Here is a 25,932-nt window from a genome sequence, read left to right as displayed (position 1 = left end):
AGCCAAGCGGGGCGGATGCCCCGCGCCCGGCGTCTGAGGGGCCGAACAAACAGCCCTCAATACATATGCTGCCCGCCGTTGATCGACAGCGTCGACCCCGTCACGAACCCCGCATTCTCGTCGACCAGGAAGGCGACCCCGCGCGCGATCTCGCTCGCCTGCCCGAGTCGCCCGACCGGGATCTTCGCGACGATCTTGCCGAGCACTTCCTCGGGCACCGCGGCGACCATGTCGGTGTCGATATAGCCCGGCGCGATCGCGTTGACGGTGATGCCGCTGCGCGCGCCTTCCTGCGCCAGCGCCTTGGTGAAGCCGTGGATGCCCGACTTGGCGGCGGCATAGTTGACCTGGCCGTACTGCCCGGCCTGCCCGTTGATCGAGCCGATGTTGACGACGCGGCCATATTTGCGCTCGCTCATTCCGTCCCACACCGCCTTGGCCATGTTGAAGCAACCGCCGAGGTTGGTGTCCATCACCTCCTGCCACTTGGCATGGTCCATCCGCTTCATCGTCGTGTCGCGGGTGATGCCGGCATTGTTGACCAGCACGTCGACCGGGCCGAGCTCGGCCTCGACCTTCTTGACGCCCTCGAGGCACGCCTCGTGGTCGGCGACGTCCCACTTGTAGGCGGGGATGCCGGTGCGCTCGGTGAATTCCTTCGCGCGCTGTTCGTTGCCGGCATAGTTGGCGGCGACGGTCATTCCCGCCTCCTTGAGCGCGACGCTGATCGCCTCGCCGATTCCCCGCGTTCCCCCGGTAACGATCGCCACTCGCGCCATGTCTCTCTCCTCGTTTTTTGTTGGAATTAGGCGGCTGGCCACCATCCGGCAAGTTCGCGGCGGATCAGCGCGTCGAGCATCGCCATCCCCTCGTCGGATGTGTTGAGGCAGTCGAGCCGCGCGAAATGCGTGCCGCCCGCCGCCTCGAACGTCTCCTTGCCGCGAAGCCCGAGCTCCTCGAGCGTTTCGAGGCAGTCGGCGGAAAAGCCCGGCGCGGCGATCGCCAGCTTGCCGACCCCTTCGCCCGGAAGCGCGGTCAGCACGTCCTCGGTCGATGGCTCGAGCCACTTGGCGCGCCCGAACCGCGACTGGAAGCTGACCGCGACCGGGGTGTTCAGTTTCGCGGCGACCAGCCGCGCGGTCTTTTGGCACTGGCAATGATAGGGATCGCCGAGCCGCAGCGTCCGTTCGGGCACGCCGTGGAAGCTGAGCAGCAGCCGGTCGGGGATGAAGTCGAGCGCCGCGATCTGCCGCTCGAGGTCGCGCGCCAGCGCGTCGACGTGGAGCGGATCGTCGTAATAGGGCGGCAGCGTGCGGATCGCGGGCTGCCAGCGCATCCCCGCCAGCACCGTGAACGCCGCATCGTTGGCGGTGGCGGTGGTCGACGCGCTGTACTGCGGATAGAGCGGCGCGAGCAGGATCCGCTCGCACCCCGCCGCCTTCATCGCGGTCAGCCGCGCGGCGATGTCGGGCTGGCCGTAGCGCATCGCGTGATCGACCGTCACGCTCTCGCCGAACCGCGCCTGGAGCGCGCGCGCCTGCGCGGCGGTGATCGCGGCGAGCGGCGAGCCGTCCTCGCGCCACACCTGCGCATAGGCGTGCGCGCTCTGCGCCGGGCGGGTGCGAAGCACCATGCCGTAGAGGATCGGCCACCACACCAGCTTCGGGATCTCGATCACCCGCGGGTCGGTGAGGAACTGCTTAAGGTAACGCCGCACCGCCACCGGCTCGGGCGCGTCGGGGGTGCCGAGGTTGATCAGCAGCACGCCGACCCGGGGGGCGCGGATCGCGGGATGGTCGGCGGGGCGAATCATGCGCCGCTATTCGGGTCGAACGGCAATCGACGCAAGCGCCGCCCGGTCGCGGCGTAGAGCGCATTGCCGAGCGCGGCGGGAAGCACCAGCGCACCGAGCCCGCTGACCCCACCCGGCGGAAGGTCGGCGTGGCCGATCAGGTGCACCTCGACCCTGGGCGCGTCGCCAAGCCGCCCGAGCCCGAGCGCGGCGAGCGGGCGCGCGCGGATCACCCCCGCGATCACTTCGGGCGCCGGGCCGGTCGCGTTGACCAGCGCGTGGAGCAGGCCGGTTTCGACCGCCTGCCGGACGAGCGCCGGGTTGACCATCCGTCCGCAATCGACCGCCGCGACCAGCCGGCGCACGATGGGCCGCCCGTCGGCGCCCATCGCCGCGTCGGCGAGCAGCGCGACATGGCTGTCGAAGCCCGAGGCGCAGGCGAGCCCCATCGTGCTGCCCTTCGCACCCCCGTCCCAGCCGCCCTTGTCGGCCGCCATCGTCAGGCAGGCGGCGAGCCGCGGCTGCTGGCCGAGCAGGTTGATCCGGAAGGCGAGCGGGTCCGACCCGCGCGCGCGCGCCAGCTCGTCGATGAAGCTCTCGCTCGCGAAGCTCGTCAGCGCCTCGACATCGCCGACCAGATAGCCTTCCGCGATCGGCAGTTTCGCGGTCGCGGCGTCGATCCGCAGCGCCGGTATCGCGTAGGGCGGAACCGCGCCGCGCGGGTCGAACGCGGGTGACGCCTTGCCCTCGATCCGCGCCAGCGCCGCGTCGAGCCCCGGCGCGCCGGCGAGCGTCGCGTGCCAGCTGGCGATGCCGTTGCCCTCGTCGCCGAGAGCGGCGATCTTCGCCAGCAGCGGCGGGCGCGGGCGATCGTGGGTTTGCGCGCTGTTGGCCGAAAATATCAGCGAGACCGGGCGCTTGAGCCGCCTGGCCAGCTCCACCGCCAGCCGCACCGCGCGCTCGTCGAGCGCGCCCCCGCCGAGATCGCCGCTCGGGGCCGGGTAGAGCGTCACCCGCGCGGCCTCGATCCCGCCCGCCTCGGTTGCCGCGCCGCGGGCTAGGTCGGGCGCGAGGCAGCCGCTCCACAGCTCGAGCCCGCCGCCGCCGAACCGCGCGACCGCCGCCGGCGTCTCGAGCGCCAGGTGCGGCGCGGGGGCGATCGCGTAGGTGGCGGCGAGCGGGGTCCGCCCCGCGGTCGCGGCGGCATAGTCGCCGACTTCGTGGACCGTCCTCGCGCTTGCCAGCGCCTTCGCCAGCGCCGCGTCGATCGCGGGCGAATCGGCGTCGACCGGGCCGGTGAAGCGCGGGTCGGCGCGGCGCAGCGCCTGCTCGGCCGCCCACCAGGTCGGCCCGCTCGCGGCGAGCCATTCGCGGTCGGCGACGAGCCCCGGCACGCCCTTGTCGTAGCCCGCCAGCCTGCCCCCGGGGGGCGCGAGCCGGACCGAGGCGAAGACCATGTCGGGCAGCCGCACGTCGCCAGCGAAACGCCAGCCGCCGCTCGCCTTGGCCGCGCCATCGACCCGCGGCAGCGGCTGTCCCGCGATGCCGCCGTGCCCGATCGCGCGCCGTTCGGGGCGGCGCACCGGTCGTCCGAGCGCCGCCGCCTCCTCGACCAGCTCGCCGAAGCCGAGGCTGCGCCCCCCCGCGACGACCTTCCCGCCGACCGCGTCGCAATCGGCCGGATCGAGCGACCACCGCCGCGCCGCCGCCTCGAACAGCAGCGCCCGTGCCACCGCCGCCGCGTCGCGGAGCGGCCGGTCGAACGCGCGCACCGAAGTCGAACCGGCGGTCAGCCGCGTCCCGAAAAAGCGATTGTCATAGCGCCCCGGCGCGACCGGCGCGGGTTCGACCCCGACCATGGCCCACTCGGCGCCGAGTTCGTCGGCGGCGACCTGCGCAAGCGCGGTCCAGCTTCCCTGCCCGACCTCGGCCTGCGGCACAGCGACGGTCACCCGCCCGTCGGCGGCGACCTTGAGATAGGGGCCGAATACCCGCTCGCCCTTGCGCGCGGCGCGAAGCGGAGAGTGTTTCGCGCGCGGCCACAGCTCGTAGGCGACGACCAGGCCCGCCAGCGCGCCCCCGCCGACCAGCAGCGATCGGCGGTCGATGTCGGGCATCCGCGCCCTCAACCGGCGAGGAACGAGAGCTTGAGGCTGACCCGGTCGATCTTGCCGGTACCGAGCCGGGGCAACGGCGCGGGCTCGAACCGCAGCACCGCCGGGATCTTGAACGCCGCCAGCCGCCCGCCGAGGAAGGCGCGAAGCTTTTCCTCGTCGAGCGCCGATCCGTCGCGCGGATAGAGGATCGCGACCGGCACTTCGCCCAGTCGCTCGTCGGGCACGCCGAACACCGCCGCCTCGGCGACATCGGGGCAGGCGTAGAGCGCGGCCTCGACCTCGGCCGCGGCGATATTCTCGCCGCCGCGAATGATGATGTCCTTCTTCCGGTCGACGATGAACAGATAGCCGTCCTCGTCGAGAAAGCCGATGTCGCCGGTGCGGACGTAATGGTCGGCGCTGAACAGCGCGCGGGTCGCCGCCTCGTTGCGCCAGTAGCCGCGGATGTTGGCCGCCGCGCGGATGCCGACCTCGCCGCGTTCGCCCGCCGGCAGGTGCGCGTCACCCTCGCCGAGGATCGCGACGTCGACGAACGGCAGCGAGCGCCCGGTCGAATTGGGCTTGGCCGCATAGTTCGACCAATAGTTGCCGCACCCGACCGCGTTGGTCTCGGTCAGCCCGTAACCGAGCGCGGGCTGCGAGGTGGGGAAGCTCTTCTGCAACCGCTCGACATGGCTGACCGGGCGGGGCGCCCCGCCGCCGGTGATGTCGTTCAGCGTCGTCAGGTCGTATTTCTCGCGGTCGGGGTGATTCATCAGCTCGAGGCTCATCGTCGGCACCCCGACGAAATAGGTGATCTTCTCCTTCTCGATCAGCCGCAGCGCCTCGCCCGCGTCCCACTTGGGCATGATCACCATCCCGCGCCCGATGACGAAGCTGTTGAGCAGCAGCGGCACTTCGCCGGTGACGTGGAACAGCGGTACCGACACAAGCGTGCGCGGCGGATTGACCGGGGGGCGTCCGGTCGCCTCGAGAATGCCGAGCAGCGTCAGGATCGAGGCGGCGTAGGTATAGACCCCCATCGTCACCGCGCGGTGGGTCGACACCGCCCCCTTCGCCTCGCCGGTCGAGCCCGAGGTGAACAGGATCGTCGCGTCGTCGTCAGGCGTGACCTCGGGCAGCGCGACCGCCTCATCGCCCAGCAGCCCGGCGAGCGCCTCCTCGACCGGCTTTTCGATCGGCAGCGTCACCACCTCGCCGGCATAGGTCGACTGGGCGACGCGAAGCGCGCGCGGCGCGTCGGCGAGCACCAGCGCAGGCGCGGTCAGCGCGAGCGCATGGTCGAGCTCCTCGGCCTGCCACCAGCCGTTGAGCAGCACCGCGATCGCTCCCGCCTTGACGATGGCCATGTGCGCGACGATCCAGCTCGGGCAATTGCGCATCGCGATTCCGACGCGCTCGCCCTTGGCGATCCCGCGCCCCGCGAGCCCTGCCGCCAGCCGGTCCGACAGCCGGTCGAGATCGGCGAAGCTCAGCCGCTCCTCCCCCGCGACCAGCGCTTCCTTCGCGCCGTTCAGCGCGCAGAAGGTCTTGAAGAAGGCGGGCAACGTGGGGGGTAGGTTGGTGACGAGCGTCCGCCCCTCGCCGTCCTTGCCGAGCGTCAGTCGCCCGCCCGGGCCCACCAGCCGCGCGAAGCTTTCGTCATACAGGCGATCGAGCTCGGAACCCACGTGGCAACCTCTCCTTTGCCTTTGTCGCCTGCCACCCTATGAGGCGGCAACGCCAGAGGGAAGCCCATGCAAGCGAACGATCCTTACGCCGGGTACATCAGCTATACCGACCTGCACCTGTCGCCGGTCCTGTTCAGCATCGGCCGGTTCGACCTGCGCTGGTATTCGCTCGCCTATCTCGCCGGGATCTTCGTCGGCTACTGGTACATGAAGAAGCTGCTCCGCCAGCCGGGCGCGCCGATGGCCGAGCGGCACAGCGACGACCTCGTCTTCTATTCGGCGCTCGGCGTCATCCTCGGCGGGCGGATCGGCTACGTCCTGTTCTACAACCTCGGCGAATATCTTCGCCACCCGGTCGAGATCTTCAAGCTGTGGGACGGGGGGATGAGCTTCCACGGCGGGGTCATCGGCGTCTCGCTCGGGATCCTTTACCTGTCGTGGAAGAACAAGCTCAACTGGCTTCGGGTCCACGACTATGTCGCCTGCTGCGTCCCGTTTGGGCTCGGCTTCGGGCGGCTCGCCAACTTCGTCAACGGCGAGCTGTGGGGCGCGCCGACCACCGTGCCGTGGGCGGTCCGCTTTCCCGAGATGACCGCATTCGGCACCCGCGTGCTTGGCCCACCGCGCCACCCGAGCCAGCTCTACGAGGCGCTGCTCGAGGGCGTGGTGCTGTTCTCGATCCTCGCATGGATGTTCTGGAAGACCCAGGCGCGCTACCAGCCGGGCAAGCTGGTCGGGGCGTTCGTTTTTTTCTACGGCGTCTTCCGCTTCGGGATCGAGTTCATCCGCGAACCCGATTCGCAGCTGGTCGAATTCGCCCAGCGCACCCACCTCCACATGGGCCAGTGGCTGTCGGTGCCGATGATCCTGCTCGGCCTCTACCTGATGGTGACTGCCAACGGGCGGCGGGTGCGGGTCGAGCCGACCGCGGGCACCGCCAGCGTCGCCTGAGGTGACCCCGCTCGAGACCGCGCTGGTCGAGCGGATCAAGGCCGAGGGGCCGCTTCCGCTCGACGCCTACATGGAAGCGTGCAACGCCTATTATTACGCGACCCGCGACCCGCTCGGCGCCGAGGGCGACTTCACCACCGCGCCCGAGATCAGCCAGATGTTCGGCGAACTGGTCGGCGCCGCGCTCGCCGACGCGTGGGCGCGCGCGGGCAGGCCGGGGGCTGCGGTCTATGCCGAGCTCGGGCCCGGCCGCGGCACGCTGGCGAGCGACGCGCTGCGGGTGCTGCGCGCGGCGGGCTTCGACGGGGCGGTCCATTTCGTCGAGACCAGCCCGGTGCTCCGCGCCGCGCAGGCCGCGGCAGTGCCCGGTGCCCAATTCCACGACGACATCGACGGCCTGCCCGACGCGCCGCTGCTGCTCGTCGCCAACGAGTTCCTTGACGCGCTGCCGGTGCAGCAATGGGTCGGGGACCAGCCGCGCCGGGTCGACTGGATCGGCGGGCGGCTTGCCTTCGACCGCGACGGCGCGATCCGCGAGGTCGCCCCGGCGCGCGAGGCGGCGGCGCGCGCGATCGCGGCCAAGCTCGCGGCGAACGGCGGGGTCGCGATCCTGATCGACTATGGCCATGCGATCCCCAACGCGGTCGGCGACACGTTCCAGGCGATGCACGCCCACGTCCACACGCTGCCGCTCGACCGGCCGGGCGAGCAGGACCTTACCAGCCATGTCGATTTCGCCGCGATCGCCGCCGCCGTCAGGGACAGCGGCGTCGCGGTGTCGCGCTGCGTGTCGCAGGGCAGCTGGCTCGAAACGCTCGGCATCGGCCCGCGCGCGATGGCGCTCGCGGCGCGCAATCCGGACCGCGCCGAAGCGATCGCCGCCGACCGCCGCCGGCTGTGCGCCGAGGAGGAGATGGGGACCTTGTTCAAGGTGATGGCGCTGACCGCACCCGGCTGGCCGATGGTCGCGGGGGTCGAATGACGGTGGCGTATCGCGACGGCCGCGCGGGTGACGGCGCGGCGCTCAGCAAGCTGTTCTGCGAAAGCTTCGCCGCGACCTTCGGCCATCTCTACGCCGACGAGGATATCGCCGCCTTCCTGTGCCAGAAGGCGCCCGAGGCGTTCGAGGCGCAGCTCGCCGACCCCGCCTTCGCCTTCCGCCTCGCCGAGGAGGGGCGGCTGGTCGGCTATGCCAAGCTCGGCCCCAACGAGCTCCCGTTCGATGCCCCCGACGGGACCTACGAGCTTCACCAGCTCTACCTCGCCGAGGCGGCGAAGGGCGCGGGCATCGCCGACACGCTGATGGCGTGGGCGAAGGACGAGGCGCGGCGGCGCGGCTTCGGCCACCTCGCGCTAAGCGTCTACATCGACAACCATCGCGCCCGCCGCTTCTACGACAGGCGCGGCTTCGTCGAGGTCGGTGCCTACAAGTTCATGGTCGGCAACCACGAGGACGACGACCGGATCATGCTGGCCGCTTTGTGAGCGGGGTCGAGGTCCTTCGCGCCCATGCGCTCGCCGCCGTCCCGCACGGTTTCCTGACGCGGCGCGGCGGCGTGTCGACCGGCGCGGTCGCCAGCCTCAACTGCGGGCTCGGCAGCGGCGACGATCCCGCCGCCATCGCCGAAAACCGCCGCCGCGCGGCCGAGGCAGTGCTGCCCGGCGCAAAGCTGGCCGGGGTCTACCAGGTCCATTCGCCGACCTGCGTCACCCTCACCGAACCGTGGCCCGACGAGGCCCGGCCCGAGGCCGACGCGCTGGTCACCGACCGGCCGGGCGTGCTGCTCGGCATCGTCACCGCCGACTGCGCCCCGGTGCTGCTCGCCGACCGCAAGGCGGGCGTCGTCGGCGCCGCGCATGCGGGCTGGCGCGGGGCGATCGGCGGGGTGACCGACCGCACGATCGCGGCGATGATCGCGCTGGGTGCCCAGCCCAGGCGGATCGTCGCGGCGATCGGCCCGACCATCGCGCGCGCGAGCTATGAGATCGATCCCGCCTTTCCCGAACCGTTCCTCGCCGAGGACGCCGCCAACGCCCGCTTCTTCACCGACGGCCCGCGCGGGCGGCCGCATTTCGACCTCGAGGCCTATGTCGCCGCGCGGCTCGCCGCCGCCGGGATCGGGCGGGTCGAGGCGATGGGGCTCGACACCTATGCCGACGACGCGCGCTTCTACAGCTTCCGCCGCGCGACCCACCGCGGCGAGCCGGCCTATGGCCGCCTGATCAGCATGATCGGCGTTGAAATCGCGCCGCCGCGAAGCTAATCGCCCGCGCATCCGGCGAGCCGGCGGAGATGCGTCCTGCGGAGGTTAGGACGGGACACGCCCCGGCTTTCTCGCCCTCTGGTTCCCGCCTCCCTGGGAATGACGGATCGGGGAGACCGACATGACCGACGCGCCCATCAGCAACGCCCGCAAGCCCAAGGACCCGCAACGCTTCATTGGCAACCACCAGCTCGATCCCTCGACGCTGATGATGGGTCATGGCTTCGACCCGGCGCTGAGCGAAGGCAGCCTCAAGCCGCCGATCTTCCTCACCTCGACCTTCGTGTTCGAGACCGCGGCCGAGGGGAAGCGCTTCTTCGAAGGCATCACCGGCAAGCGCGAGGGCAGCGGCGGGCGCGCCGAGGGCCTCGTCTATTCGCGCTTCAACGGGCCGAACCAGGAAATCCTCGAGGACCGGCTGGCGATCTGGGAAGACGCCGAAAGCGCGCTCAGCTTCTCGAGCGGGATGACCGCGATCAGCTCGCTGGTCCTCGCGCTCGCCAGCCAGGGCGACGTGATCGTCCACTCGGGCCCGCTCTACTCCGCCTCCGAAAGCCTGATCGACAAGATCATGGCGCGGTTCGGCGTGACCTATGTCGACTTCCCCGCCGGCGCGAGCCGCGAGGAACTTGACGCGGTGCTGGCGAAAGCGAAGGAGATGGCGTCGGCGAGCGGCGGCAAGGTCGCGCTGATCTACCTCGAAAGCCCGGCCAACCCGACCAACGCGCTGGTCGACGTCGAGGCGGTCCACGCCGCGCGGGCCGCCGCTTTCGGCGAGGGCGATCTGCCGCCGATCGCGATCGACAATACGTTCCTCGGCCCGCTGTGGGCCAAGCCGCTGCGGCAGGGCGCGGACATCAGCGTCTACAGCCTCACCAAATATGTCGGCGGACACAGCGACCTCGTCGCCGGGGCGCTGGTCGGCAACAAGGCGGTGCTCGACAAGGTCCGGCTGATCCGCAACCCGATGGGCGGGATCCTCGACCCCAATACCGCGTGGATGCTGCTGCGCAGCCTCGAGACGCTCGAGCTCCGCATGAGCCGCGCGGGCGAAAATGCCGAAAAGGTCTGCGCCTTCCTCCGCGATCATCCCAAGGTCGAAAAGGTCGGCTATCTCGGCTTCCTCGAGCCGGGCAGCGCGCAGCGCGACATTTACGACCGCCACTGCCTCGGCGCGGGCTCGACCTTTTCCCTCTATTTAAAGGGCGGCGAGGCAGAAGCGTTCCGCTTCCTCGACGCGCTGCGCATCGCCAAGCTCGCGGTCAGCCTCGGCGGCACCGAGACGCTCGCCAGCGCGCCCGCGGCGATGACCCATTTGTCGGTCCCCGACGAGCGCCGCGCCGCGCTCGGCATCAGCGACAACCTCGTCCGCATCTCGATCGGGGTCGAAAAGGCCGAGGACCTGATCGCCGACTTCGCGCACGCCCTGGCCGCCGTCTAAGTCCCGCCGTCTGAGGGCGGTTTCGCCGGGCGTTGAACCGTCCCGGCGAACCGCCTAGGCTGGCGCGATGGATGTGGCCGCCGATCATTACGCGACCCTGTGCATCGCCCCCGACGCCGACGCCGCGGCAATCCGGCTCGCCTATCGAAAGCTGATGCGCCTCTATCACCCCGACGTGAACGCGTCGGCGGATGCCGGGTCGAAGGCGAGCGCGATCAACGAGGCCTATGCCTGCCTCCACGACCCGGTGTCACGCGCGGCCTACGACCGGCGGCGACACCTGCCCCCGCTGCGCCCGCGCCACCCGAGCTATTCGCCGTCGATGCGGCGGACCTACCAGCCGAGCTGGGGGGCGCCCTTCCCCGACGCCGCCGAGGCCGAGGTGCCGAAAAGCTCGGCCCGGCTGCGCGCGGTCAGCCTTGGGCTGGCGACCATCCTGACGATCATCACCTTCAAGCTGACCTCGGCGACCGACTCGACCCCGGCCCCGCGCGCGCCGCAGCCCGAGGCGGCGGCCCGGCCGGCGGCTCAGCCCCAGTCCTCGACCGCCCAGCCGCGCTGAACCGCCATCCGCCGGAGCCGGTCGTGGGGGTTCACCGCGACCGCCTCGTCGGCCCATTCGAACACCGGCGCGTCGCTGACATGGTCCGAATAGAAGCGGACGTGCGCGCGGGAGACGCCCTCGCGCGCCAGCCAATGCTCGATCATCACCAGCTTGGCCGGGCCGTAGCAATTCTGCCCGTCGATCTTCGCGCGAACCGCCTGGTCGAGCCCGAGCAGCGTGTCGGTACCGATGCAGTCGTCGAAGCCGAGCGCCTCGGCGATCGCGGCGGCGTAGAATCGGTAGCTGGCGGTCGCCATTACCACGCGCCGCCCCTCGGCCTTGTCGCGCGCGATCGCCGCGCGCGCGCCGGGCCGCACGTTGGTCCGAGCAGTGAGCGCGGCGAACCCCGACAACAGCGGGGCAAGCTCGGCGCGGGTGCGCAGCGCCCCGAGCAGCAGCCGGTGGTTGATCTCCTTGAGCCGCCCCCGGTCGATCAGCTTCGCGGCATAGGCGAGCATCGACAGCGCCGCGAACGGCACCAGCGCCAGCCGCCACGGCGCGCGCCGCGCCGCGCAATAGATGAGGAACGGGGTGTAGGTCGCGCGCCGGGTGACGGTGCGGTCCATGTCGTAGATGGCGAGGTCGGTCGGCGAAGCGCTGCTCATCGGGGCCCCTCTGCCACGAGACGCCGGACCAGCGCGAGGTCCGACGGCTTGTCGACGTCGATCGCGGCGAGCGGGTCGGCCAGTTCGACCAGCCGGATCGAAAGCCCGAGCCGCCGCCCGATCGCGTCGGCGGTCTGCTTGCCGGTGCGCCGGCGGAGCAGCGCGCCGAGCAGCACATCGGGCCCGAGCTGCCACAAAAGCCGCCAGCCCTTCTTGCGATCTTGCTCGACGCTCCGCCACAGTTCGACCGCGCGAAGCCCGGCGGGGGTCGCGAAGGCGAACAGATTGGCGCCGGTCAGCGCCTCGCCGCGAAAGCGCAGCCAGGTCCGCCGGGTCTCGGGCATCGCCCGGTCGAGCGCCGCCCTCGAAACGACGCCGATGGCGAGGTCGGCCCCGGCGGCGCGCGCGGTGAAGTCGGCGACGATTGCGGGGGTCAGCAACGCATGGTCGGCGGTCGTCACCAGCACGGGAAAACGCGCGTCGGGCGCGCTCAGCCGGGTGCCGAGCGTGCTTGCGATCGTTCCGCTCGAACGCTCGACCGCGGTGCTGCGCGGCAATGCATCGCCGAGCTCGGCCGGGTCCTGGGTCAGCACGACGACCCGCTCGATCATGGGACTGTCGGCGAGCGCGCGCAGCGGCCGCGCGATCATCGGCGCGCCGCCGATCGGGATCAGCGCCTTGACCCGTACCCCCTGCGCCTCGGCGAAAGGATCGCCGCCGGGGCGCGATCCGGCGAGCAGCAGCGCGGTCCAGCTCATCGATCGAGCCAGCTGCGCAGCCGAGACCGCCGCAAGCGCCGCTCGTTCGCCTGCGCGAGGCGGACGGCGTGGAACACGAGGCTGGCGAGCGTCCACAGCGCGACATACTGGATACCCTTGTCGGGCCGATCGAACAGCAAAGCGACGATGAGGATCGCAAGGTCGGGTCCCGGCCCGGCGGTGACCAGCCGGAAAGACGTGTCGACCGGGCGCCAGCCATGAATCGCGAAGCCGAACTGGCGGCGGAACAGCCGCTCGATCGCCAGCCGGGCGATCCCCCCGGCAAGCACCGAGACAAGCAGCGAATAGCCGAGCAACGGCTCGATCGGATGCCCCCGCGCGGCCAGCCCCGAGAGCCATCCCCACGTCCACAGCGGCGGCAGCAGCAGCGCCAGCCCGCGATCGAGCAATGCGCCCGCACGACTCTCGCGGCCGGTCAGCCGGGCGAGCGGCCCATCGACCGCGTCGAGAAGGGTATAGACGAGCGCCGCGACCATCCCAGCCCACCACCAGCCCCCGCGCCACAGGAGACAGGCGACGAACCCGGCCACCGCCCCCGCCAGCGTCACGACCGCCGGCGGCACCCCGGCGCGAGCCGCGGCACGGACGATCAGGAAAGCGGGACGCCGCCAAAGCCCGAGCGCAAGGAAATCGCCAACCCGAGGCCTTACGGCGGCATAGGCGGCGCGCTCGCCCACGCGGTCGCGCTCGCTCGGGAAAGGTGGCCGCTCGGGTTCGGGCATCGCCAGCGGCTATACCGCCTTGGCGGGCACAAGGAAGTGCCTTGCCGGGCGGGGTCTTTTGCGCTCTACGAACAGGGCGATGGGGGTTGAACCGACGAAGCGCGCGGCAGCCGACGGGCATGTCTACGAATGCGTCGGAACGCTGACCATCACGCGCGCCGCCTCGACCGAGCGCGAGATCGACGAAATTCCCGACCCGCTGACGATCGACCTCAGCCGCGTGACCAAGATCGACACGGTCGGCGCCTGGGTCGTCCACCGCGCGATCCGCGATCGCGGCGCCACCGTCGAAGGCGCAAGCGAGGACGCGCGCGAACTGCTCGAGCAGGTGGCCGAGGCCGACCACCCGGTGCAGGTCCGCCCCGACCAGTCGGCGGCGCCGCTGCGCGCGGTGGCCGAACTGGGCGAGTGGGTGATCGAGGCCGGGCACACGCTGGTCGGGCTGATCGGCTTCTTCGGGGCGACGCTGATCTCGCTGGTCGCCTTCGTCAGCCGCCCCAAGCGCTTCCGCTTCAACGCCGTCGTCCAGCGGTTCGACGTCGTCGGGGTCCGCGCGCTGGGGATCATCGCGCTGATGACCTTCCTGATCGGCGTCGTCATCGGCCAGCAGGGCGCGGTCCAGCTGCGCCAGTTCGGCGCCGAGGTGTACACCATCAACCTGATCGGGCGGATCACGGTGCGCGAGCTGGCGACGCTGATGACCGCGATCATGGTGGCCGGGCGATCGGGCAGCTCGTTCGCCGCGCAACTCGGCACGATGAAGATCACCGAGGAGGTCGACGCGATGCGCACGATCGGCGTTTCGCCGATCGAGGCGCTGGTCATTCCGCGGATGATGGCGGCGGTGGTGATGATGCCGCTGCTGTCCTTCTACGCGATGATCATGTCGCTGCTCGGCGGCGGGGTGTTCGTCTGGCTGAGCCTCGGCATCCCCCCGCTTACCTATATCCAGCGGCTGCAGGACGTGATCCCGCTGACCGACCTGTGGGTCGGGCTGATCAAGGCGCCGATCTTCGGCTTCATCATCGCGCTCGCCGGCTGTTTCCAGGGCATGCTGGTCGAGGGCAATTCGGAAGAGGTCGGCACCCGCACGACCAACGCGGTGGTCCAGTCGATCTTCCTCGTCATCGTGCTCGACGCGGTGTTCGCGGTGTTCTTCTCGTCGGTGGGGTGGAATTGACCGACGCGCCCGACGACACGCCGCGCGGCAAGCCGGCCAGGGCCTATGCGGGCAAGCCCTACGCGGGCGAGGACGGCGACGACCTCGTCATCCGCGTGCGCGGGCTCGACAATGCGTTCGGCGACCAGGTCATCCACAAGGACCTCAACCTCGACGTGCGCCGCGGCGAGATCCTCGGCGTGGTCGGCGGCTCGGGCACCGGCAAATCGGTCCTGATGCGCTCGATCATCGGGCTGCAGGTGCCGCAGGCGGGCGAGATCGAGGTGCTCGGCGAGAATATGGTCGGGCGCGACGAGCTCGAGGCGAAGAACATCCGCCGCCGCTGGGGAATCCTGTTCCAGAACGGCGCGCTGTTCTCGACGCTCACCGTGGCCGAGAATGTCGAAGTGCCGATCCGCGAATATTTCCCGTTCATCAAGCCACCGCTGCTCGACGAGATCGCGGGCTACAAGATCGCCATGTCGGGGCTGTCGCCCAACGCCGGGCCGAAATATCCGAGCGAACTGTCGGGCGGGATGCGCAAGCGCGCGGGCCTTGCGCGGGCGCTCGCGCTCGATCCCGAGCTCTTGTTCCTCGACGAGCCGACCGCCGGGCTCGACCCGATCGGCGCGGCGGCGTTCGACGAGCTGATCGCCAACCTCAAGCAGCGGCTGACGCTCACCGTCTTCCTCATCACCCACGATCTCGATACGCTGTGGGCGATCTGTGACCGGGTGGCGGTGCTCAGCGACCAGACGGTGGTCGCGGTGGGCACGATTCCCGAACTGCTCAAGCTGGACCATCCGTGGATCCAGGAATATTTCAACGGGCCTCGTGGTCGCGCCGCGTCGGCGGGTCTAGAGAAGCAGGCCATGAAGCCTCCGGGGGACTGATGGAAACGCGTTCGAACCAGGTGCTGGTGGGCACCGTCGTCCTGATGCTGCTGGCGGCCTTGCTGATCTTCGTCGTGTGGCTGGCGGGGCTCAACAACAAGGCGACCCGCTGCTTCGACATCTATTTCAGCCAGGGCGTCGGCGGGCTCAACACCGGCTCGACGGTCAGCTTCTCGGGCGTCCCGGTCGGCGAGATCAAGTCGATCAAGCTGCTCCCCGACCGCCCCGAGTTCGTGTGGGTGCGGATCGACGTGAAGGCCGACACCCCGGTCCTCAAGGGCACCACCGCGCAGATCCACGGCGTCGGCTTCACCGGGGTCAGCGAAATCTCGCTCGACGGGGCGATGAAGGGGGCCGGCCCGATCGACACGATGGGGCCGCAGGGCTGCCCGGTGATCCCGTCGAGCTCGGGCGGACTCGGCGCGCTGCTCAACAGCGCGCCCGAGCTGATCGACCGGATCCAGCGGCTGACCGAGCGGCTGACCGAGCTGCTCAGCGACAAGAACCAGAACGCGGTCGCCGACATCCTCGAAAATGTCGACAAGACCACCAAGGTGCTCGCCGAACGCGCGCCCGAACTCGGCAGCGCGCTCCACGACGCGCAGATCGCGGCGCGCAACGCCGGGGTCGCGGCGCAGCGGGTCGGGCTGCTCGCCGATTCGACCAATCGGCTGGTCAACGAGCAGGGCAAGCCCGCCGCCGAGGACCTGCGCCGGACGCTCGCCTCGGTCCAGCAGGCGGCCGACACGCTCAACAAGACGGTCGAGGACGCGCGCCCGGGGATCCAGAATTTCTCCAAGTCGACGCTTCCCGAGACCAACCAGCTGGTCCGCCAGCTGCGCGACCTGACGACCAGCCTCAAGGGCTTCTCGGACCGGTTGAACCAGGACGGGATCGGCGGCTCGCTGGGCGCGCCCAAGCTGCCCGATTATAATCCAGGAAAGAGGAAGTGATGCGGATGGGTCGGTTCTTCCTGACGGGCGCGATGGCGCTGATGCTCGGCGGCTGCTTCGGCGGCGCCAAGGTGCCGGCGACGCTGCTGAGCCTCGACAGCAGCGCCCCGCCGCTCGCCCAGCCGCAGCGCAGCAGCGCTGCCGGGCAGGCAGTGACGATCGACTATCCGCTGATTCCCAAGGAACTGGCGACGACCCGCGTCCCGGCCGAGGCCGGCGGCACCGCGGTATCGTACATCAAGGACCTGATGTGGGTCGAAACCCCCGACAAGCTGTTCCAGCGGCTGGTGCAGGAGACGGTGCTCCGCACTACCCGCCGCGTCGTTCTCGACCCGCGCCAGTCGTCGCTCGATCCTGGGCTGCGGCTTACGGGCTCGCTGTCCAAGTTCGGCTACGATGCCGGCGCGGGGGCGGTCGTGGTGCGCTACGACGGCGCGCTGTCGACGGGGGGCGGCAGCCGCGTCGAAACCCGCCGGTTCGAGGCGCGGGTTCCCGCCGACGGGACCGCGCGCAGCGTCGGCCCGGCGCTCAACCAGGCTGCCAACCAGGTCGCGACCGAGGTCGCCGCCTGGATCGGCGGCTGAACCGCGCCGCGCCCCTCTATCGATGGCGTCTTGTCGGACACGAATTTTTGCGCCATCCACGGCGCCGCTGACGTGCCGGCGCAAGCCCTCGTCGGACCCGTCAAAGGAGGAACGCATGAATAAATTCACTCTGGTTGCCGCCGCCGCCGCGATTGCCCTGATGGGCACCAGCGCCTGCAAGAAGCACGACGCCGACGACGCCAATGCGGCGAACGCGGCGAGCATGGAAGCGACCAACGCCGCCGACAACGCTTCGAACGCGGCCGATGCCGTCGCCAATGCGGCCGACAATGTCGCCACCGCCACCAACGCCGACGAGAAGGCCGCCGCTGGCGACGCCGCGAAGAACGCCGGTGAAGCCGCCGAAAAGGCCGGCGACGCGGCCAAGGACGCGGCCGAAAAGGCCCAGGACGCTTCGAAGAAGTAAGCCTTCGACGCCGGAGGGCTCCCGGCAACGAAATGCCCCGCGGGTTCCCGCGGGGCATTTTTTGTGCGTCGCAAGGACCGCGTCAGGCGGTCTTGAGTTGCCCGTCCCTGCCCACCGGGTCGGCCCCGGTCAGCGCGTGCCAGCCCTTGCGAACCCCATATTGGACCGCCCAGCCGAGCGCCCAGGTCGCCGCGATCGGCAGCACCGCCTTGATCGCGCCCTCGGCAAGCGTCCCGACGATCGCGCCCTTGATCCCGCTGTCGCCGTCCTCGCGGTCGATCGCCGCGCCGATCAGCGCGCCTAGCAAATTGGCCATGTGACACCTCCGGCGAAGGTAAGTCGCGATGCCGCCAACGGTTCCCTGCGCACGTCCGAACCTTCCGCTTCCCTCTTTTCAAACGACGACAAAGCGCGCAGCTTCGGCCCACCCAAGCCTCGGGAGACTCGAATGCGTATCCTCATCGCTACCCTCACCGCCCTGTCGCTGACCGCGACCCCCGCCTTCGCCGCGCCGTGCCGCGACCATGGCAAGTTCGTGAAGTGCCCGACCGTCAAGGCGAAGAAGGTCGTCTGCAAGGACGCCAAGGGCAAGTTCGCCAAGTGCGGCACCAAGGGCGCGCACATCGTGAAATAAGCGAAACGGGCGGCGGAAGCGCCGCCCGTTTCCACCTCGGCCGCGGTCAGGTCACTCGCTCACGCGAGGTCACTCGCTCACGCGAGTGACTTCGACGCCTGTTCGAACACGTCCTTGCTCAAGCCCGGCGCGCGCACGATCGTCTCGAGCGCCTCGCGCATCGCGCTGCCCCACGGCTCGGCGAAGCGGCGCCAGCGCCCGAACGGCGGGACCAGCCGCGCGGCGACCTGCGGGTTGAGCCGGTCGCTTTCGACCACCAGGTCGGCCAGCAGCCGGTAGCCGCGCCCGTCGCGCGCGTGGAACACCCACGGGTTCGACGCGAAGCTTCCCGCCACCGCGCGCAGCCGGTTGGGGTTCTTCAGGCTGAAATCGCCGTGCGCGCGAAGCCGTTCGACCACGTCGAGCGTGTCGGCGCGGCTCGCCTCCGCCTGGATCGCGAACCATTTGTCGATCACCAGCGTGTCGCCGCGATAGCGATCGTAGAAATCGGCCAGCGCCGCCTCGCGCTCGGGACCGTCGAGCGCGGCGAGGATCACCAGCGCGCCCTGCCGGTCGGTCATATTGTCGGCCGCGTCATATTGCGCCTTGGCGAGCGCCGCCCCGCGCGCCGGGTCGGCCGCCGCGATCAGCCCGAGCGCGACCGTCCGCAGCCGCCGCAGCCCCTTGGCCTCGTTCGACAGGTCGTCGCCCGCCGCGCCCCGCGCCTGCGCGGCGGCGAGATCGTCGGCAAGCGCCGCGCCCACCGCCGCGCGAAGCGCGTCGCGCGAGGCGTGCACCGCCTCGGGATCGACTATGTCGAGCCGGTCGCCGATCAGCGCCTCGGACGGGATGATCAGCGCCTCGCCCTTGAACGACGGGTCGAGCGCGTTCGAGCGAAGCGTCGCCCCCATCGCCGCGATCACCGGTGCCGGGTCGGCATTGGCGTGGTCGCCGGTCGCCCCGGCAACCAGCGCGCGCATCATCAGCTCCTGCGTCGCCTCGAACCGCGCGAACGGGTCGGGATCGACCTCGGCCAGCTTCTCGAGCTCGCCCGCCGCGCGCTCGACACTGACGTTGACCGGCGCCGAAAAGCCGCGGTTGATCGACAGCAAGGGGGTCTCGGCGACCGGGCCGAGCGGCACCCGCTGGTGCGCCTCGGTCAGCGCGATCACCTGTTCGGCGACCAGCTCGCGCCCGCTCGTCGCGCCCAGCACCGCGGTGCGCAGCGGGATCACCACCGGCGCCTTGTCGGGCTGCCCCGGGGTCGGCGGGGTGTCCTGCGACAGGTCGAGCGCCCAGCCCTCGCCGTCGCGCACCAGCGCGGCGCGGACGTGCGGTGTCCCCGCCTGCTCGTACCAGCGGCGGAACTGGGTGAGGTCGGCCCCGCTCGCGTCCTCCATCGCCTGCACGAAATCGTCGCAGGTCGCCGCCTCGCCGTCGTGCCGCTCGAAATAGAGGTCGCAGCCCGCGCGATAGGCGTCGGGCCCAAGCAGCGTGCGCATCATGCGGATGACTTCGGCACCCTTGTTGTAGATCGTCGCGGTGTAGAAGTTGGCAATCTCGAGATAGCTGTCGGGCCGCACCGGGTGGGCGAGCGGGCCGGCATCCTCGGGGAACTGCACCGCGCGAAGCAGCCGGACGTCGTCGATCCGCTTGACCGCCTCGCTGGTCATGTCGGCCGAGAAGCTCTGGTCGCGAAAGACGGTGAAGCCTTCCTTGAGGCTGAGCTGGAACCAGTCGCGGCAGGTCACCCGGTCGCCCGACCAGTTGTGGAAATATTCGTGCGCGACGACCCCGGCGATCGCGTCGAAATCGGCGTCGGTCGCGGTGTCGGTGTCGGCCAGCACGTAACGCGAGTTGAAGATGTTGAGGCCCTTGTTCTCCATCGCGCCGAAGTTGAAGTCGTCGACCGCGACGATGTTGAACCGGTCGAGGTCGTATTCGCGCCCGTAATTCTCCTCGTCCCAGCGCATCGCCGCCTTGAGGCCGGCCATCGCGTGGTGTGTTCGCGGCAAGTCCTTTTCGCGCACCCAGATGCCGAGCTCGACCGCGCGCCCGCTCATCGTCGTGAAGCTATCGCGATTGGCGGCGAGGTCGCCCGCGACCAGCGCGAACAGGTAGGACGGCTTCGGGAAGGGATCGTGCCACTCGGCCCAGTGAATGCCGTCCTCGCCCTCGCCCGCGGCGACCGGGTTGCCGTTGGCGAGCAGCACCGGGAAGCGCGCCTTGTCCGCCCGCATTCGCACCCGGTAGACGCTCAGCACGTCGGGCCGGTCGGGGTGGAAGGTGATCCGGCGGAAGCCCTCGCTCTCGCACTGGGTGCACAGGATTCCGCCCGATTCGTACAGCCCCATCAGCTTCGAATTGGCGGCGGGGACGATCTCGACCCGGGTCTCGACCCAGGCTTCGGGCGTATCCAGCTCGACCAGCAGGTCGTCGCCGTCCATCGTCCATCGCGCGTCGGTCCCGTCGACCCTCACCGCCAGCGGGCGAAGCTCGTCCCCCGCCAGCCGCAGCGGGCGGCCGTGCTCGCCGTTCCGTTCGACCTTCAGCCGCGCCGTGACCGCGGTCCGCGCCGGGTCGAGCGCGAGGTTCAGCTCGACCTCGCGCACCCACCAGTCGGGCGGGCGATAGTCCTTGCGATAGACGGCGACGTGCGCGGGGCTGGACGGGGCTTCGGGATTGGTACGGGCGTCCATGATGATCCTTTTCGTATCGCTCAGCCAGCGTCCGGCGCGGCGATGGGTTCCGGCCTGCGCTGCCACAGCGCGAGGAACAGCCCGGCGATCGCCAGCGCCGCGCCCGACGCGGCGAGCGGGGTCCAGCGATAATTTTCGAATAGCGTCGACAGCGCCATCGCGATCACCGGCACCAGCGCCGAAGAATAGGCCGCGCGGCCCGGCCCGATCTTGCGCACCACCGGATAATAGAGGCTGAAGCACAGCACCGAGGCGGCGAGCGCGAGATAGGCGACCCCCGCCCAATATTGCGGGCGCGGGTCGAGCGTCGGCAGCCCCGCGACCGACAGCGCGATGACGACGTCGATCAGCGCGCCGACGCCCATCGCCCAGGCCAGCATCGCCAGCAGCGGCTGCTTCCTCACGCGCTTGGTCGCCTGCCAAACGTTCGCGCCCGAAGCGGCGGTCATGCCGATCAGCGTCCACGCGATCCCGGCCGCGACCGCGCCCGCGTCCTCAACTCCGGCCTCGCGCCATTCGTGCAGGAACAGCAGCGCCACCCCGCTCGCCGCGACCGCCGAGGCGGCGAGGAAGCGCGGCGTCGGCCGATGCCCCAGCACCGCCCACGCCAGCAGGCTGTTGGGCACCATCAACAGGGCGAACACCGTCGCCACCAGCCCCGAGGTGATATGCTGTTCGGCGAGGTAGACGGCGTTGAAATTGCCGCTGAACTGGAGCAGCGCGATCGGCACCGCGGCGTCGAGCAGCTTCCGGGTCGGCTTGAGCGACTGACCCTTCCAGCGCGCGACCAGCGCCATTCCGCCCCCCGCGAGCAGGAAGCGATAGGCGACCGACCATTGCGGCGCGACCGTCCCCAGCCCGTCCTTGATCACCAGCCAGGTCGAGCCCCAGATCAGGGTGAAGATGGCGAACGGGATCGCGATCGACCGGTCGAACGGGTGATCGCGCCCGTCGTCGCTCACAGCGCCGCGATCGCCCCGGCCAACGCGGCGACATGGTCGGGGTCGCTGTCCCACGCGGTCACCAGCCGGATCTCGCCCGGCGCCCAGTCGTAGAATTCGAACCCCGCGCCGCGCAGCGCGGCGGCCTCCTCGGCGCTTACCGCGACGAACAATTCGTTCGCCTCGACCGGCTGGGTCAGTCGCGCCCCGCACGCCGCCGCCAGCGCCGCCGCATGGCCGTTGGCCGCGCGCGCATTGTCCAGCCAGACGTCGTCCTCGACCATCGCCAGCAATTGCGCGGCGAAATAGCGGCCTTTCGACAGCAGATGCCCCGACCGCTTGCGCAGCCGCCGGGCGCGGTCGGCGAGGTCGGGCCGGAACAGCACCAGCGCCTCGGCGCTGAGCCCGCCGTTCTTGACGAAACCGAAACTCAGCGCGTCGACCCCCGCGCGCCACGTCAGGTCGGCGGGCCGCGCCCCGGTCGCCACCACCGCATTGGCGAAGCGCGCCCCGTCGAGGTGGAAGCCGAGCCGATGCTCCTTCGCGAACGCGCCGATCGCGGCGGTCTCGTCGGGGGTGTAGGCGCGGCCATATTCGGTCGCGTTGGTGATCGACACCGCCGCCGGCTGGACTTGGTGGACGTCGGGCCGGATCCGCGCGCGCGCCTCGGCCAGCGCGGCGGGGGTCAGCTTGGCCCCCTCGCCCGCTACCGTCAGCAGCTTCGCCCCCGAATAAAATTCGGGCGCCCCGGCCTCGTCGACGTTGATGTGCGCCTCGTGGTGGCACAGCACCCCCTCGCCCGGCCGCACGAGGCTGGCGAGCGCGAGGCAGTTGGCGGCGGTGCCGGTGGTCACCCACAGCGCGGTGACCTCGGTTTCGAACAGGTCCGAGAAGGCGGCATCGAGCCGCCTGCTGTAGCCGTCGCCGTCATAGGCGGTGTCGGGCCGGTTGGCCTCGCCGATCGCCTCGATCACCGCCGGGTGGGCCGACGCCGCATTGTCCGAGAAAAAGCGCATCGCCGCCTCGCATGGCGACGGTCGGCGGGCGCGTCAACGGGCGGGCGGGCGAAGGGTGCGCAAGCCGCGCGCCCTAGCCCTCGCCCGGTCCGGCCTTAGCCGAGCTGCGAGGAGACGTTGTTGTAGGTTGTCGTCAGCTTCGATCCGACCCCCGACATGGCGGCGATCGCGGCGATCGAGATCAGCGAGGCGATCAGCCCATATTCGATCGCGGTGGCGCCCTTGTCGTTACGGATCATCGTTCGAATCATGCTCATGGCGTGGGTCCTCGGCGTTGATGCCGTCCCCTTATTCGCCGCGCAGGTTCCCAAATGGTTAAGGTCGCGCCGGGGCGAGATTCTCCTAACATTCAATCTGAACGCAGAAATTTAACGAGGGGTAAACGCGTCGTGGCGAATTTCGCGCCCGGCTCAAAACGCCATCCGGCGGACCTTCAGAGAAAATCGTCCCCCGGGACTTAGGGTCCGCACGGCTCGGGACGCCGTGCGTGGGACCTTCACAAAGAAGCGTCCCCCGGACGGTTCTTTGTGAAGGTGGTGCTGCCGGTGAGGATTGAACTCACGACCTCAGCCTTACCAAGGATGCGCTCTACCACTGAGCTACGGCAGCATGATGTCGGAAAGACGCGCGGCCTATGGCCGGTCGGGCGCGGGGCGTCAAGGCGCTTGCCGGGAACGGCGTTGCGCCATAGCAACGCCCCCATGGCCAAGCCGACCCCCGACCGCGAGCAACGCCTCGCCGCCGCGCTTCGCGACAATCTTCGCCGGCGCAAGGCGCAGAGTCGGGAGGCGACCCCGCCCGAAGCGCCGGAAAAGGACGCCGCCGACTAAAGCCGCTCTTTGGCCGAGCGAGCCGCCGCCCACGCGTCGCCAAGCCTCTCGTCGATCGAGCGCGGGTCGAACGGGTCGAGCCCCGAGCCGGGAAACAGGCAATATTCGCCGAACAGCAGCCCGCCCTCGACCTCGTAGAAATCGACCCGGACGAAGTCGAGCTCGCCCGCCATCGCCTCGGCGGCGGCAAGCATCTCGCCGAGCGTGACCGGCGGCGCGGGATCGGGCGCGCCGTCGGCCGCCGACAACCGTGTCCAGTCGCGGTCGAACTGGATCCAGCGGTGCCGCCCGGTGCCGCGGCCGAGGTGCAGCTGGACCACCGCCGCGCGCCCGGCGAAGACATAGACCTTGTAATCGAGCGGCGGCACGCGCCCGTCGCCGACCAGCGGCTCGACCAGCGCCAGTCGCCGCGCCCCGCGATAATGCCATTCGCCGAGCAGCCCGCCATAAGGCCGCCGCCGCCAGGCGCGCGCCGCCCGCGCCGCGCGCCGCCAGTCGGCAAGGTCGCGCACGACGCGATACTGGCCGCAGCCATGGTTGGCCTTGACCATCAGCGGATAGCCGCCGGGCGGATCGGCGGGGAGGCGCGCCCCGCTCCACAGCGTCGGGATCACCCGCGCCGCGCCGAGCCGTTCGACCGCGATCGCCTTGCCGGCGAGCTTGTCGGTCAGCCGCGCCAGCGCCTGGTCGCGGTCGTCGAGCTTGCGGCGCTGCACCCATTCGGTGAACAGCGTAGGTCGATCGAAGTCGGGCCAGCGGCCGTGCCGCCAGCGATAGAGCAGCGCCACCCACGCGCGCCCCAAACGCCCGGCCTTGCGCCCGCCTCGCGCCGCGCGGCGCGGGTCAGCGGCGATGCGCGCCGACCAGTTGCTGGATCGCGTGGCCCGCCGCGGTCAGCCGGTCGAGCCCGCGATTGAGCGCGACCCGCGGCCCGAGGATATAAAGCGCCGCCAGCACCCAGCCGAGCAGCAGCCACAGCAGTGGCCCGGCGCCCCGAAGTCGCTTGGTCACGATACCCCTCCCCGGTCCCGGCTCACAACGGCGCGCACTGCGCCTCGAGCCAGGCGCGGTCCTCGCCCGCGAGCTGCGGCCCGACGATCTCCAGCACCTGGGCGTGATAGGCGTCGAGCCATGCCAGCTCTTTCGGCGACAGCATGTCCTTGACGACCAGTCGCCGCTCGATCGGCGCGAAGGTCAGCGTGTCGAAGCCGAGCATCTCCTTTTCCGCGCCCTCGACCTGTTTCTCGACCGTCAGCACGAGGTTCTCGATGCGGATGCCATATTCGCCCGCCTTGTAATAACCGGGCTCGTTCGAAAGGATCATGCCGGCGGCGAGCGGCTCGTCGCCGCCCGACTGGCCCGACCCGACCGGCGAAATCCGCTGCGGCCCCTCGTGCACCGCGAGGAAGGCGCCGACCCCGTGGCCGGTGCCATGGGCATAGTCGAGCCCCGCCTCCCACAACGGTCGCCGCGCGAAACTGTCGAGCTGCGAGCCGCGCGTGCCCTTGGGAAACAGCGCGGTGGCGATCGCGATATGTCCCTGCAGCACGCGGGTGAAGCGGTCGCGCATCTCCTCGGTCGGCTCGCCGATCACCAGCGTACGGGTGATGTCGGTGGTGCCGTCCTCATATTGTCCGCCCGAATCGACGAGGTAGAGCGAGTTCATCTCGAGCGGGCGGTTAGTTTCCTCGCTTGCCTTGTAATGGACGATCGCGCCGTTCGGCCCGCTGCCGCTGATCGTGTCGAACGACAGATCCTTGAGCAGCCCGCCCTCGGCGCGAAACGCTTGCAGCCTGTCGCTCGCCTTAAGCTCGTCGAGCCCGCCCTTGGGCGCCTCGGTCTCGATCCAGCGGACGAAGCGCGCGATCGCCGCCCCGTCGCGCGCCTGTGCGGACTTGTGCCCGGCGATCTCGACCGGGTTCTTGATCGCCTTGGGCAGCACCGCGGGATCGCGCACGCGCCATACCTTGGCCCCCGCCGCCTCGAGCGCCTGCGAAATCGCCGCGACCGAGCGTTCGGGGTCGACCGCGACGGTCTTGCCCGCCATCGACTTCAGATAAACCTCGAACGCGTCGCGCTCGTGCAGCCGCACCCCGTTGCCGAGGTGTTGGGCGACTTGCGCGTCGACCTTGTCGCCCGCGACGAACAGGTCGGCGGTGCCGTCCCTGTTGACCAACGCATAGGCGAGCGCGACCGGGGTGTGGGTGACGTCGGCGCCGCGCACGTTGAACGTCCAGGCGATCGAATCGAGCGCCGCCAGCACCGCCGCGTCGGCATTGTTGTCGCTCAGCCAGTCGGCCATTTCCTGCCGCTTGTCGGCCGACGAACGCCCCGCCAGCTCGTCGCGCTGGACCACCAGCCGCGCGTCCGACGGCGCCGGGCGGTCGGCCCACACCTTGTCGATCGGGTTCGTGCCCACCGCGACCAGTTCGGCCCCCTTGGCGGCGAGCTGCTCCCTCGCCTGCTTGACCCAGTCGGCGGTATGCAGCCACGGGTCGTAGCCGATCCGCGCCCCCTTCGGCGCATGCGCGCGGAGCCATTCGGCGGCGCTTGTCTGCGGCACCGATTCGTAGCTCCACTCGGTCGGACTGACCTGCTGGCGCACCTGCAGCGTGTAGCGCCCGTCGGTGAAGATCGCCGCCTCTTCCGGCAGCACCACCGCCGACCCGGCCGAGCCCTTGAACCCGGTCAGCCATTCGAGCCGCTGGGCATAGCTGCCGACATATTCGCTCATATGCTCGTCGGTCAGCGGCACGACGAAGCCGTCGAGCCGGTCCTCCTTCAACTGCTCGCGAAGGGCTTTCAGGCGGTCGGCGTGGGACGACATGGCAAACTCCTTTTCAGCCGCTAGATAGGCCCCGAACCGGCGATC

At 70.3% G+C, this 25,932-nt stretch carries 28 protein-coding genes and 1 tRNA gene; 13 read left to right on the top strand and 16 right to left on the bottom strand.

The annotated features are described in order from the left end of the window. Positions 1-56 precede the first annotated feature (56 nt). The 4 genes from phbB to ABDK56_RS07210 are packed head-to-tail and all read right to left on the bottom strand — an operon-like array spanning position 57 to position 5,579. Complete coding sequence (phbB, locus tag ABDK56_RS07225) at positions 57-779, bottom strand: acetoacetyl-CoA reductase (protein WP_349807527.1); 723 nt, start codon at positions 777-779, stop codon at positions 57-59. Positions 780-805: 26 nt separating this feature from the next. Continuing rightward, complete coding sequence (gene hemH / locus ABDK56_RS07220; protein WP_349807526.1) at positions 806-1,813, bottom strand: ferrochelatase; 1,008 nt, start codon at positions 1,811-1,813, stop codon at positions 806-808. Further along, complete coding sequence (locus ABDK56_RS07215) at positions 1,810-3,909, bottom strand: molybdopterin cofactor-binding domain-containing protein (protein WP_349807525.1); 2,100 nt, start codon at positions 3,907-3,909, stop codon at positions 1,810-1,812. Before ABDK56_RS07215 ends, hemH begins: the two co-directional genes overlap by 4 nt. An 8-nt stretch (positions 3,910-3,917) precedes the next feature. Continuing rightward, the gene (locus tag ABDK56_RS07210; protein WP_349807524.1) at positions 3,918-5,579 is read right to left on the bottom strand and encodes a class I adenylate-forming enzyme family protein; all 1,662 of its coding nucleotides are present in this window, start codon (positions 5,577-5,579) and stop codon (positions 3,918-3,920) included. A gap of 66 nt (positions 5,580-5,645) precedes the next feature. Between ABDK56_RS07210 and lgt the strand changes: the two genes are divergently transcribed. The 6 genes from lgt (at position 5,646) to ABDK56_RS07180 (ending at position 10,797) form a co-directional block, all read left to right on the top strand. Further along, positions 5,646-6,530, top strand: a complete 885-nt coding sequence (gene lgt / locus ABDK56_RS07205) for a prolipoprotein diacylglyceryl transferase (protein WP_349807523.1) — start codon at positions 5,646-5,648, stop codon at positions 6,528-6,530. A gap of 1 nt (position 6,531) precedes the next feature. Further along, positions 6,532-7,512, top strand: a complete 981-nt coding sequence (locus ABDK56_RS07200; protein ID WP_349807522.1) for a class I SAM-dependent methyltransferase — start codon at positions 6,532-6,534, stop codon at positions 7,510-7,512. Further along, positions 7,509-8,015, top strand: a complete 507-nt coding sequence (locus ABDK56_RS07195; protein WP_349807520.1) for a GNAT family N-acetyltransferase — start codon at positions 7,509-7,511, stop codon at positions 8,013-8,015. Before ABDK56_RS07200 ends, ABDK56_RS07195 begins: the two co-directional genes overlap by 4 nt. After that, the gene (pgeF, locus tag ABDK56_RS07190) at positions 8,012-8,794 is read left to right on the top strand and encodes a peptidoglycan editing factor PgeF (RefSeq protein ID WP_349807519.1); all 783 of its coding nucleotides are present in this window, start codon (positions 8,012-8,014) and stop codon (positions 8,792-8,794) included. The genes ABDK56_RS07195 and pgeF overlap by 4 nt, the downstream gene beginning before the upstream one ends. 121 nt (positions 8,795-8,915) lie before the next feature. Beyond that, positions 8,916-10,235, top strand: coding sequence for a cystathionine gamma-synthase family protein (locus tag ABDK56_RS07185; protein WP_349807518.1), 1,320 nt, complete (start codon positions 8,916-8,918; stop codon positions 10,233-10,235). Positions 10,236-10,302: 67 nt separating this feature from the next. Next, positions 10,303-10,797, top strand: coding sequence for a J domain-containing protein (locus ABDK56_RS07180; protein ID WP_349807517.1), 495 nt, complete (start codon positions 10,303-10,305; stop codon positions 10,795-10,797). On the opposite strand, the gene ABDK56_RS07175 is transcribed toward ABDK56_RS07180, so the two are convergent. The 3 genes from ABDK56_RS07175 to ABDK56_RS07165 are packed head-to-tail and all read right to left on the bottom strand — an operon-like array spanning position 10,764 to position 12,945. After that, positions 10,764-11,444, bottom strand: coding sequence for an HAD family hydrolase (locus tag ABDK56_RS07175; RefSeq protein WP_349807515.1), 681 nt, complete (start codon positions 11,442-11,444; stop codon positions 10,764-10,766). The genes ABDK56_RS07180 and ABDK56_RS07175 overlap by 34 nt on opposite strands. Then, the gene (locus ABDK56_RS07170; protein WP_349807514.1) at positions 11,441-12,202 is read right to left on the bottom strand and encodes an NTP transferase domain-containing protein; all 762 of its coding nucleotides are present in this window, start codon (positions 12,200-12,202) and stop codon (positions 11,441-11,443) included. The genes ABDK56_RS07175 and ABDK56_RS07170 overlap by 4 nt, the downstream gene beginning before the upstream one ends. After that, positions 12,199-12,945: a CDP-alcohol phosphatidyltransferase family protein gene (locus ABDK56_RS07165; protein WP_349807513.1), complete on the bottom strand. Its 747-nt coding sequence runs from the start codon at positions 12,943-12,945 to the stop codon at positions 12,199-12,201. The genes ABDK56_RS07170 and ABDK56_RS07165 overlap by 4 nt, the downstream gene beginning before the upstream one ends. A gap of 79 nt (positions 12,946-13,024) precedes the next feature. Between ABDK56_RS07165 and ABDK56_RS07160 the strand changes: the two genes are divergently transcribed. The 5 genes from ABDK56_RS07160 to ABDK56_RS07140 all read left to right on the top strand — a co-directional run bounded on the left by ABDK56_RS07160 (position 13,025) and on the right by ABDK56_RS07140 (position 16,961). Further along, on the top strand, positions 13,025-14,125 hold the full coding sequence (locus ABDK56_RS07160; protein WP_349807511.1) for an ABC transporter permease: 1,101 nt from the start codon (positions 13,025-13,027) through the stop codon (positions 14,123-14,125). 89 nt (positions 14,126-14,214) lie between these two features. Then, positions 14,215-14,997, top strand: a complete 783-nt coding sequence (locus ABDK56_RS07155; RefSeq protein ID WP_349807799.1) for an ABC transporter ATP-binding protein — start codon at positions 14,215-14,217, stop codon at positions 14,995-14,997. Continuing rightward, positions 14,997-15,950, top strand: a complete 954-nt coding sequence (locus ABDK56_RS07150) for an MlaD family protein (RefSeq protein ID WP_349807510.1) — start codon at positions 14,997-14,999, stop codon at positions 15,948-15,950. Before ABDK56_RS07155 ends, ABDK56_RS07150 begins: the two co-directional genes overlap by 1 nt. Further along, positions 15,950-16,534, top strand: coding sequence for an ABC-type transport auxiliary lipoprotein family protein (locus ABDK56_RS07145; RefSeq protein ID WP_349807509.1), 585 nt, complete (start codon positions 15,950-15,952; stop codon positions 16,532-16,534). Before ABDK56_RS07150 ends, ABDK56_RS07145 begins: the two co-directional genes overlap by 1 nt. 115 nt (positions 16,535-16,649) lie before the next feature. Continuing rightward, the gene (locus tag ABDK56_RS07140) at positions 16,650-16,961 is read left to right on the top strand and encodes a hypothetical protein (RefSeq protein ID WP_349807508.1); all 312 of its coding nucleotides are present in this window, start codon (positions 16,650-16,652) and stop codon (positions 16,959-16,961) included. An 82-nt stretch (positions 16,962-17,043) separates the two neighbouring features. Here ABDK56_RS07140 and ABDK56_RS07135 read toward each other — a convergent pair whose 3' ends face one another. Next, a complete protein-coding gene (locus tag ABDK56_RS07135) occupies positions 17,044-17,277 on the bottom strand; it encodes a hypothetical protein (protein WP_349807507.1) in 234 nt (77 codons plus the stop codon). A 132-nt stretch (positions 17,278-17,409) separates the two neighbouring features. On the opposite strand from ABDK56_RS07135, the gene ABDK56_RS07130 reads away from it, so the two are divergent. Further along, positions 17,410-17,595 (top strand): hypothetical protein, encoded by a 186-nt coding sequence (locus tag ABDK56_RS07130; RefSeq protein WP_349807506.1) that lies wholly within the window; start codon positions 17,410-17,412, stop codon positions 17,593-17,595. A gap of 77 nt (positions 17,596-17,672) precedes the next feature. Here ABDK56_RS07130 and pepN read toward each other — a convergent pair whose 3' ends face one another. The 5 genes from pepN to ABDK56_RS07105 form a co-directional block, all read right to left on the bottom strand. Continuing rightward, positions 17,673-20,273 (bottom strand): aminopeptidase N, encoded by a 2,601-nt coding sequence (gene pepN / locus ABDK56_RS07125; RefSeq protein WP_349807505.1) that lies wholly within the window; start codon positions 20,271-20,273, stop codon positions 17,673-17,675. A gap of 20 nt (positions 20,274-20,293) precedes the next feature. Continuing rightward, the gene (locus ABDK56_RS07120) at positions 20,294-21,235 is read right to left on the bottom strand and encodes a DMT family transporter (RefSeq protein WP_349807504.1); all 942 of its coding nucleotides are present in this window, start codon (positions 21,233-21,235) and stop codon (positions 20,294-20,296) included. Then, positions 21,232-22,230 carry a threonine aldolase family protein gene (locus tag ABDK56_RS07115; RefSeq protein ID WP_349807503.1) on the bottom strand — a complete coding sequence of 333 codons (999 nt, stop codon included), beginning with the start codon at positions 22,228-22,230 and terminating at the stop codon, positions 21,232-21,234. The genes ABDK56_RS07120 and ABDK56_RS07115 overlap by 4 nt, the downstream gene beginning before the upstream one ends. 95 nt (positions 22,231-22,325) lie before the next feature. Next, positions 22,326-22,487 carry a Flp family type IVb pilin gene (locus tag ABDK56_RS07110; RefSeq protein WP_349807502.1) on the bottom strand — a complete coding sequence of 54 codons (162 nt, stop codon included), beginning with the start codon at positions 22,485-22,487 and terminating at the stop codon, positions 22,326-22,328. 277 nt (positions 22,488-22,764) lie between these two features. Continuing rightward, positions 22,765-22,839: transfer RNA gene (locus tag ABDK56_RS07105), tRNA-Thr, on the bottom strand. A 92-nt stretch (positions 22,840-22,931) separates the two neighbouring features. Here ABDK56_RS07105 and ABDK56_RS07100 point away from each other — a divergent pair. Further along, positions 22,932-23,060: a hypothetical protein gene (locus ABDK56_RS07100; RefSeq protein WP_349807501.1), complete on the top strand. Its 129-nt coding sequence runs from the start codon at positions 22,932-22,934 to the stop codon at positions 23,058-23,060. Here the strand turns inward: ABDK56_RS07100 and ABDK56_RS07095 are convergent. From ABDK56_RS07095 to ABDK56_RS07085, 3 genes are read right to left on the bottom strand one after another with little or no spacing between them, the layout of a single operon-like run. After that, positions 23,057-23,863: an ATP-grasp fold amidoligase family protein gene (locus ABDK56_RS07095; RefSeq protein WP_349807500.1), complete on the bottom strand. Its 807-nt coding sequence runs from the start codon at positions 23,861-23,863 to the stop codon at positions 23,057-23,059. The two genes, ABDK56_RS07100 and ABDK56_RS07095, sit on opposite strands and share 4 nt — an antisense overlap. Before the next feature lie 40 nt (positions 23,864-23,903). After that, positions 23,904-24,071, bottom strand: a complete 168-nt coding sequence (locus ABDK56_RS07090) for a hypothetical protein (protein WP_349807499.1) — start codon at positions 24,069-24,071, stop codon at positions 23,904-23,906. Positions 24,072-24,093: 22 nt separating this feature from the next. Then, entirely contained in the window at positions 24,094-25,887 is a 1,794-nt protein-coding gene (locus ABDK56_RS07085; protein WP_349807498.1) for an aminopeptidase P family protein, read from the bottom strand. Positions 25,888-25,932 lie beyond the last annotated feature (45 nt).

Origin of the sequence: Sphingomonas sp. ASV193, assembly GCF_040203355.1 — a bacterium.
Lineage (GTDB): Bacteria > Pseudomonadota > Alphaproteobacteria > Sphingomonadales > Sphingomonadaceae > Sphingomicrobium.
This window is presented reverse-complemented; position numbering and strand designations above follow the sequence as displayed.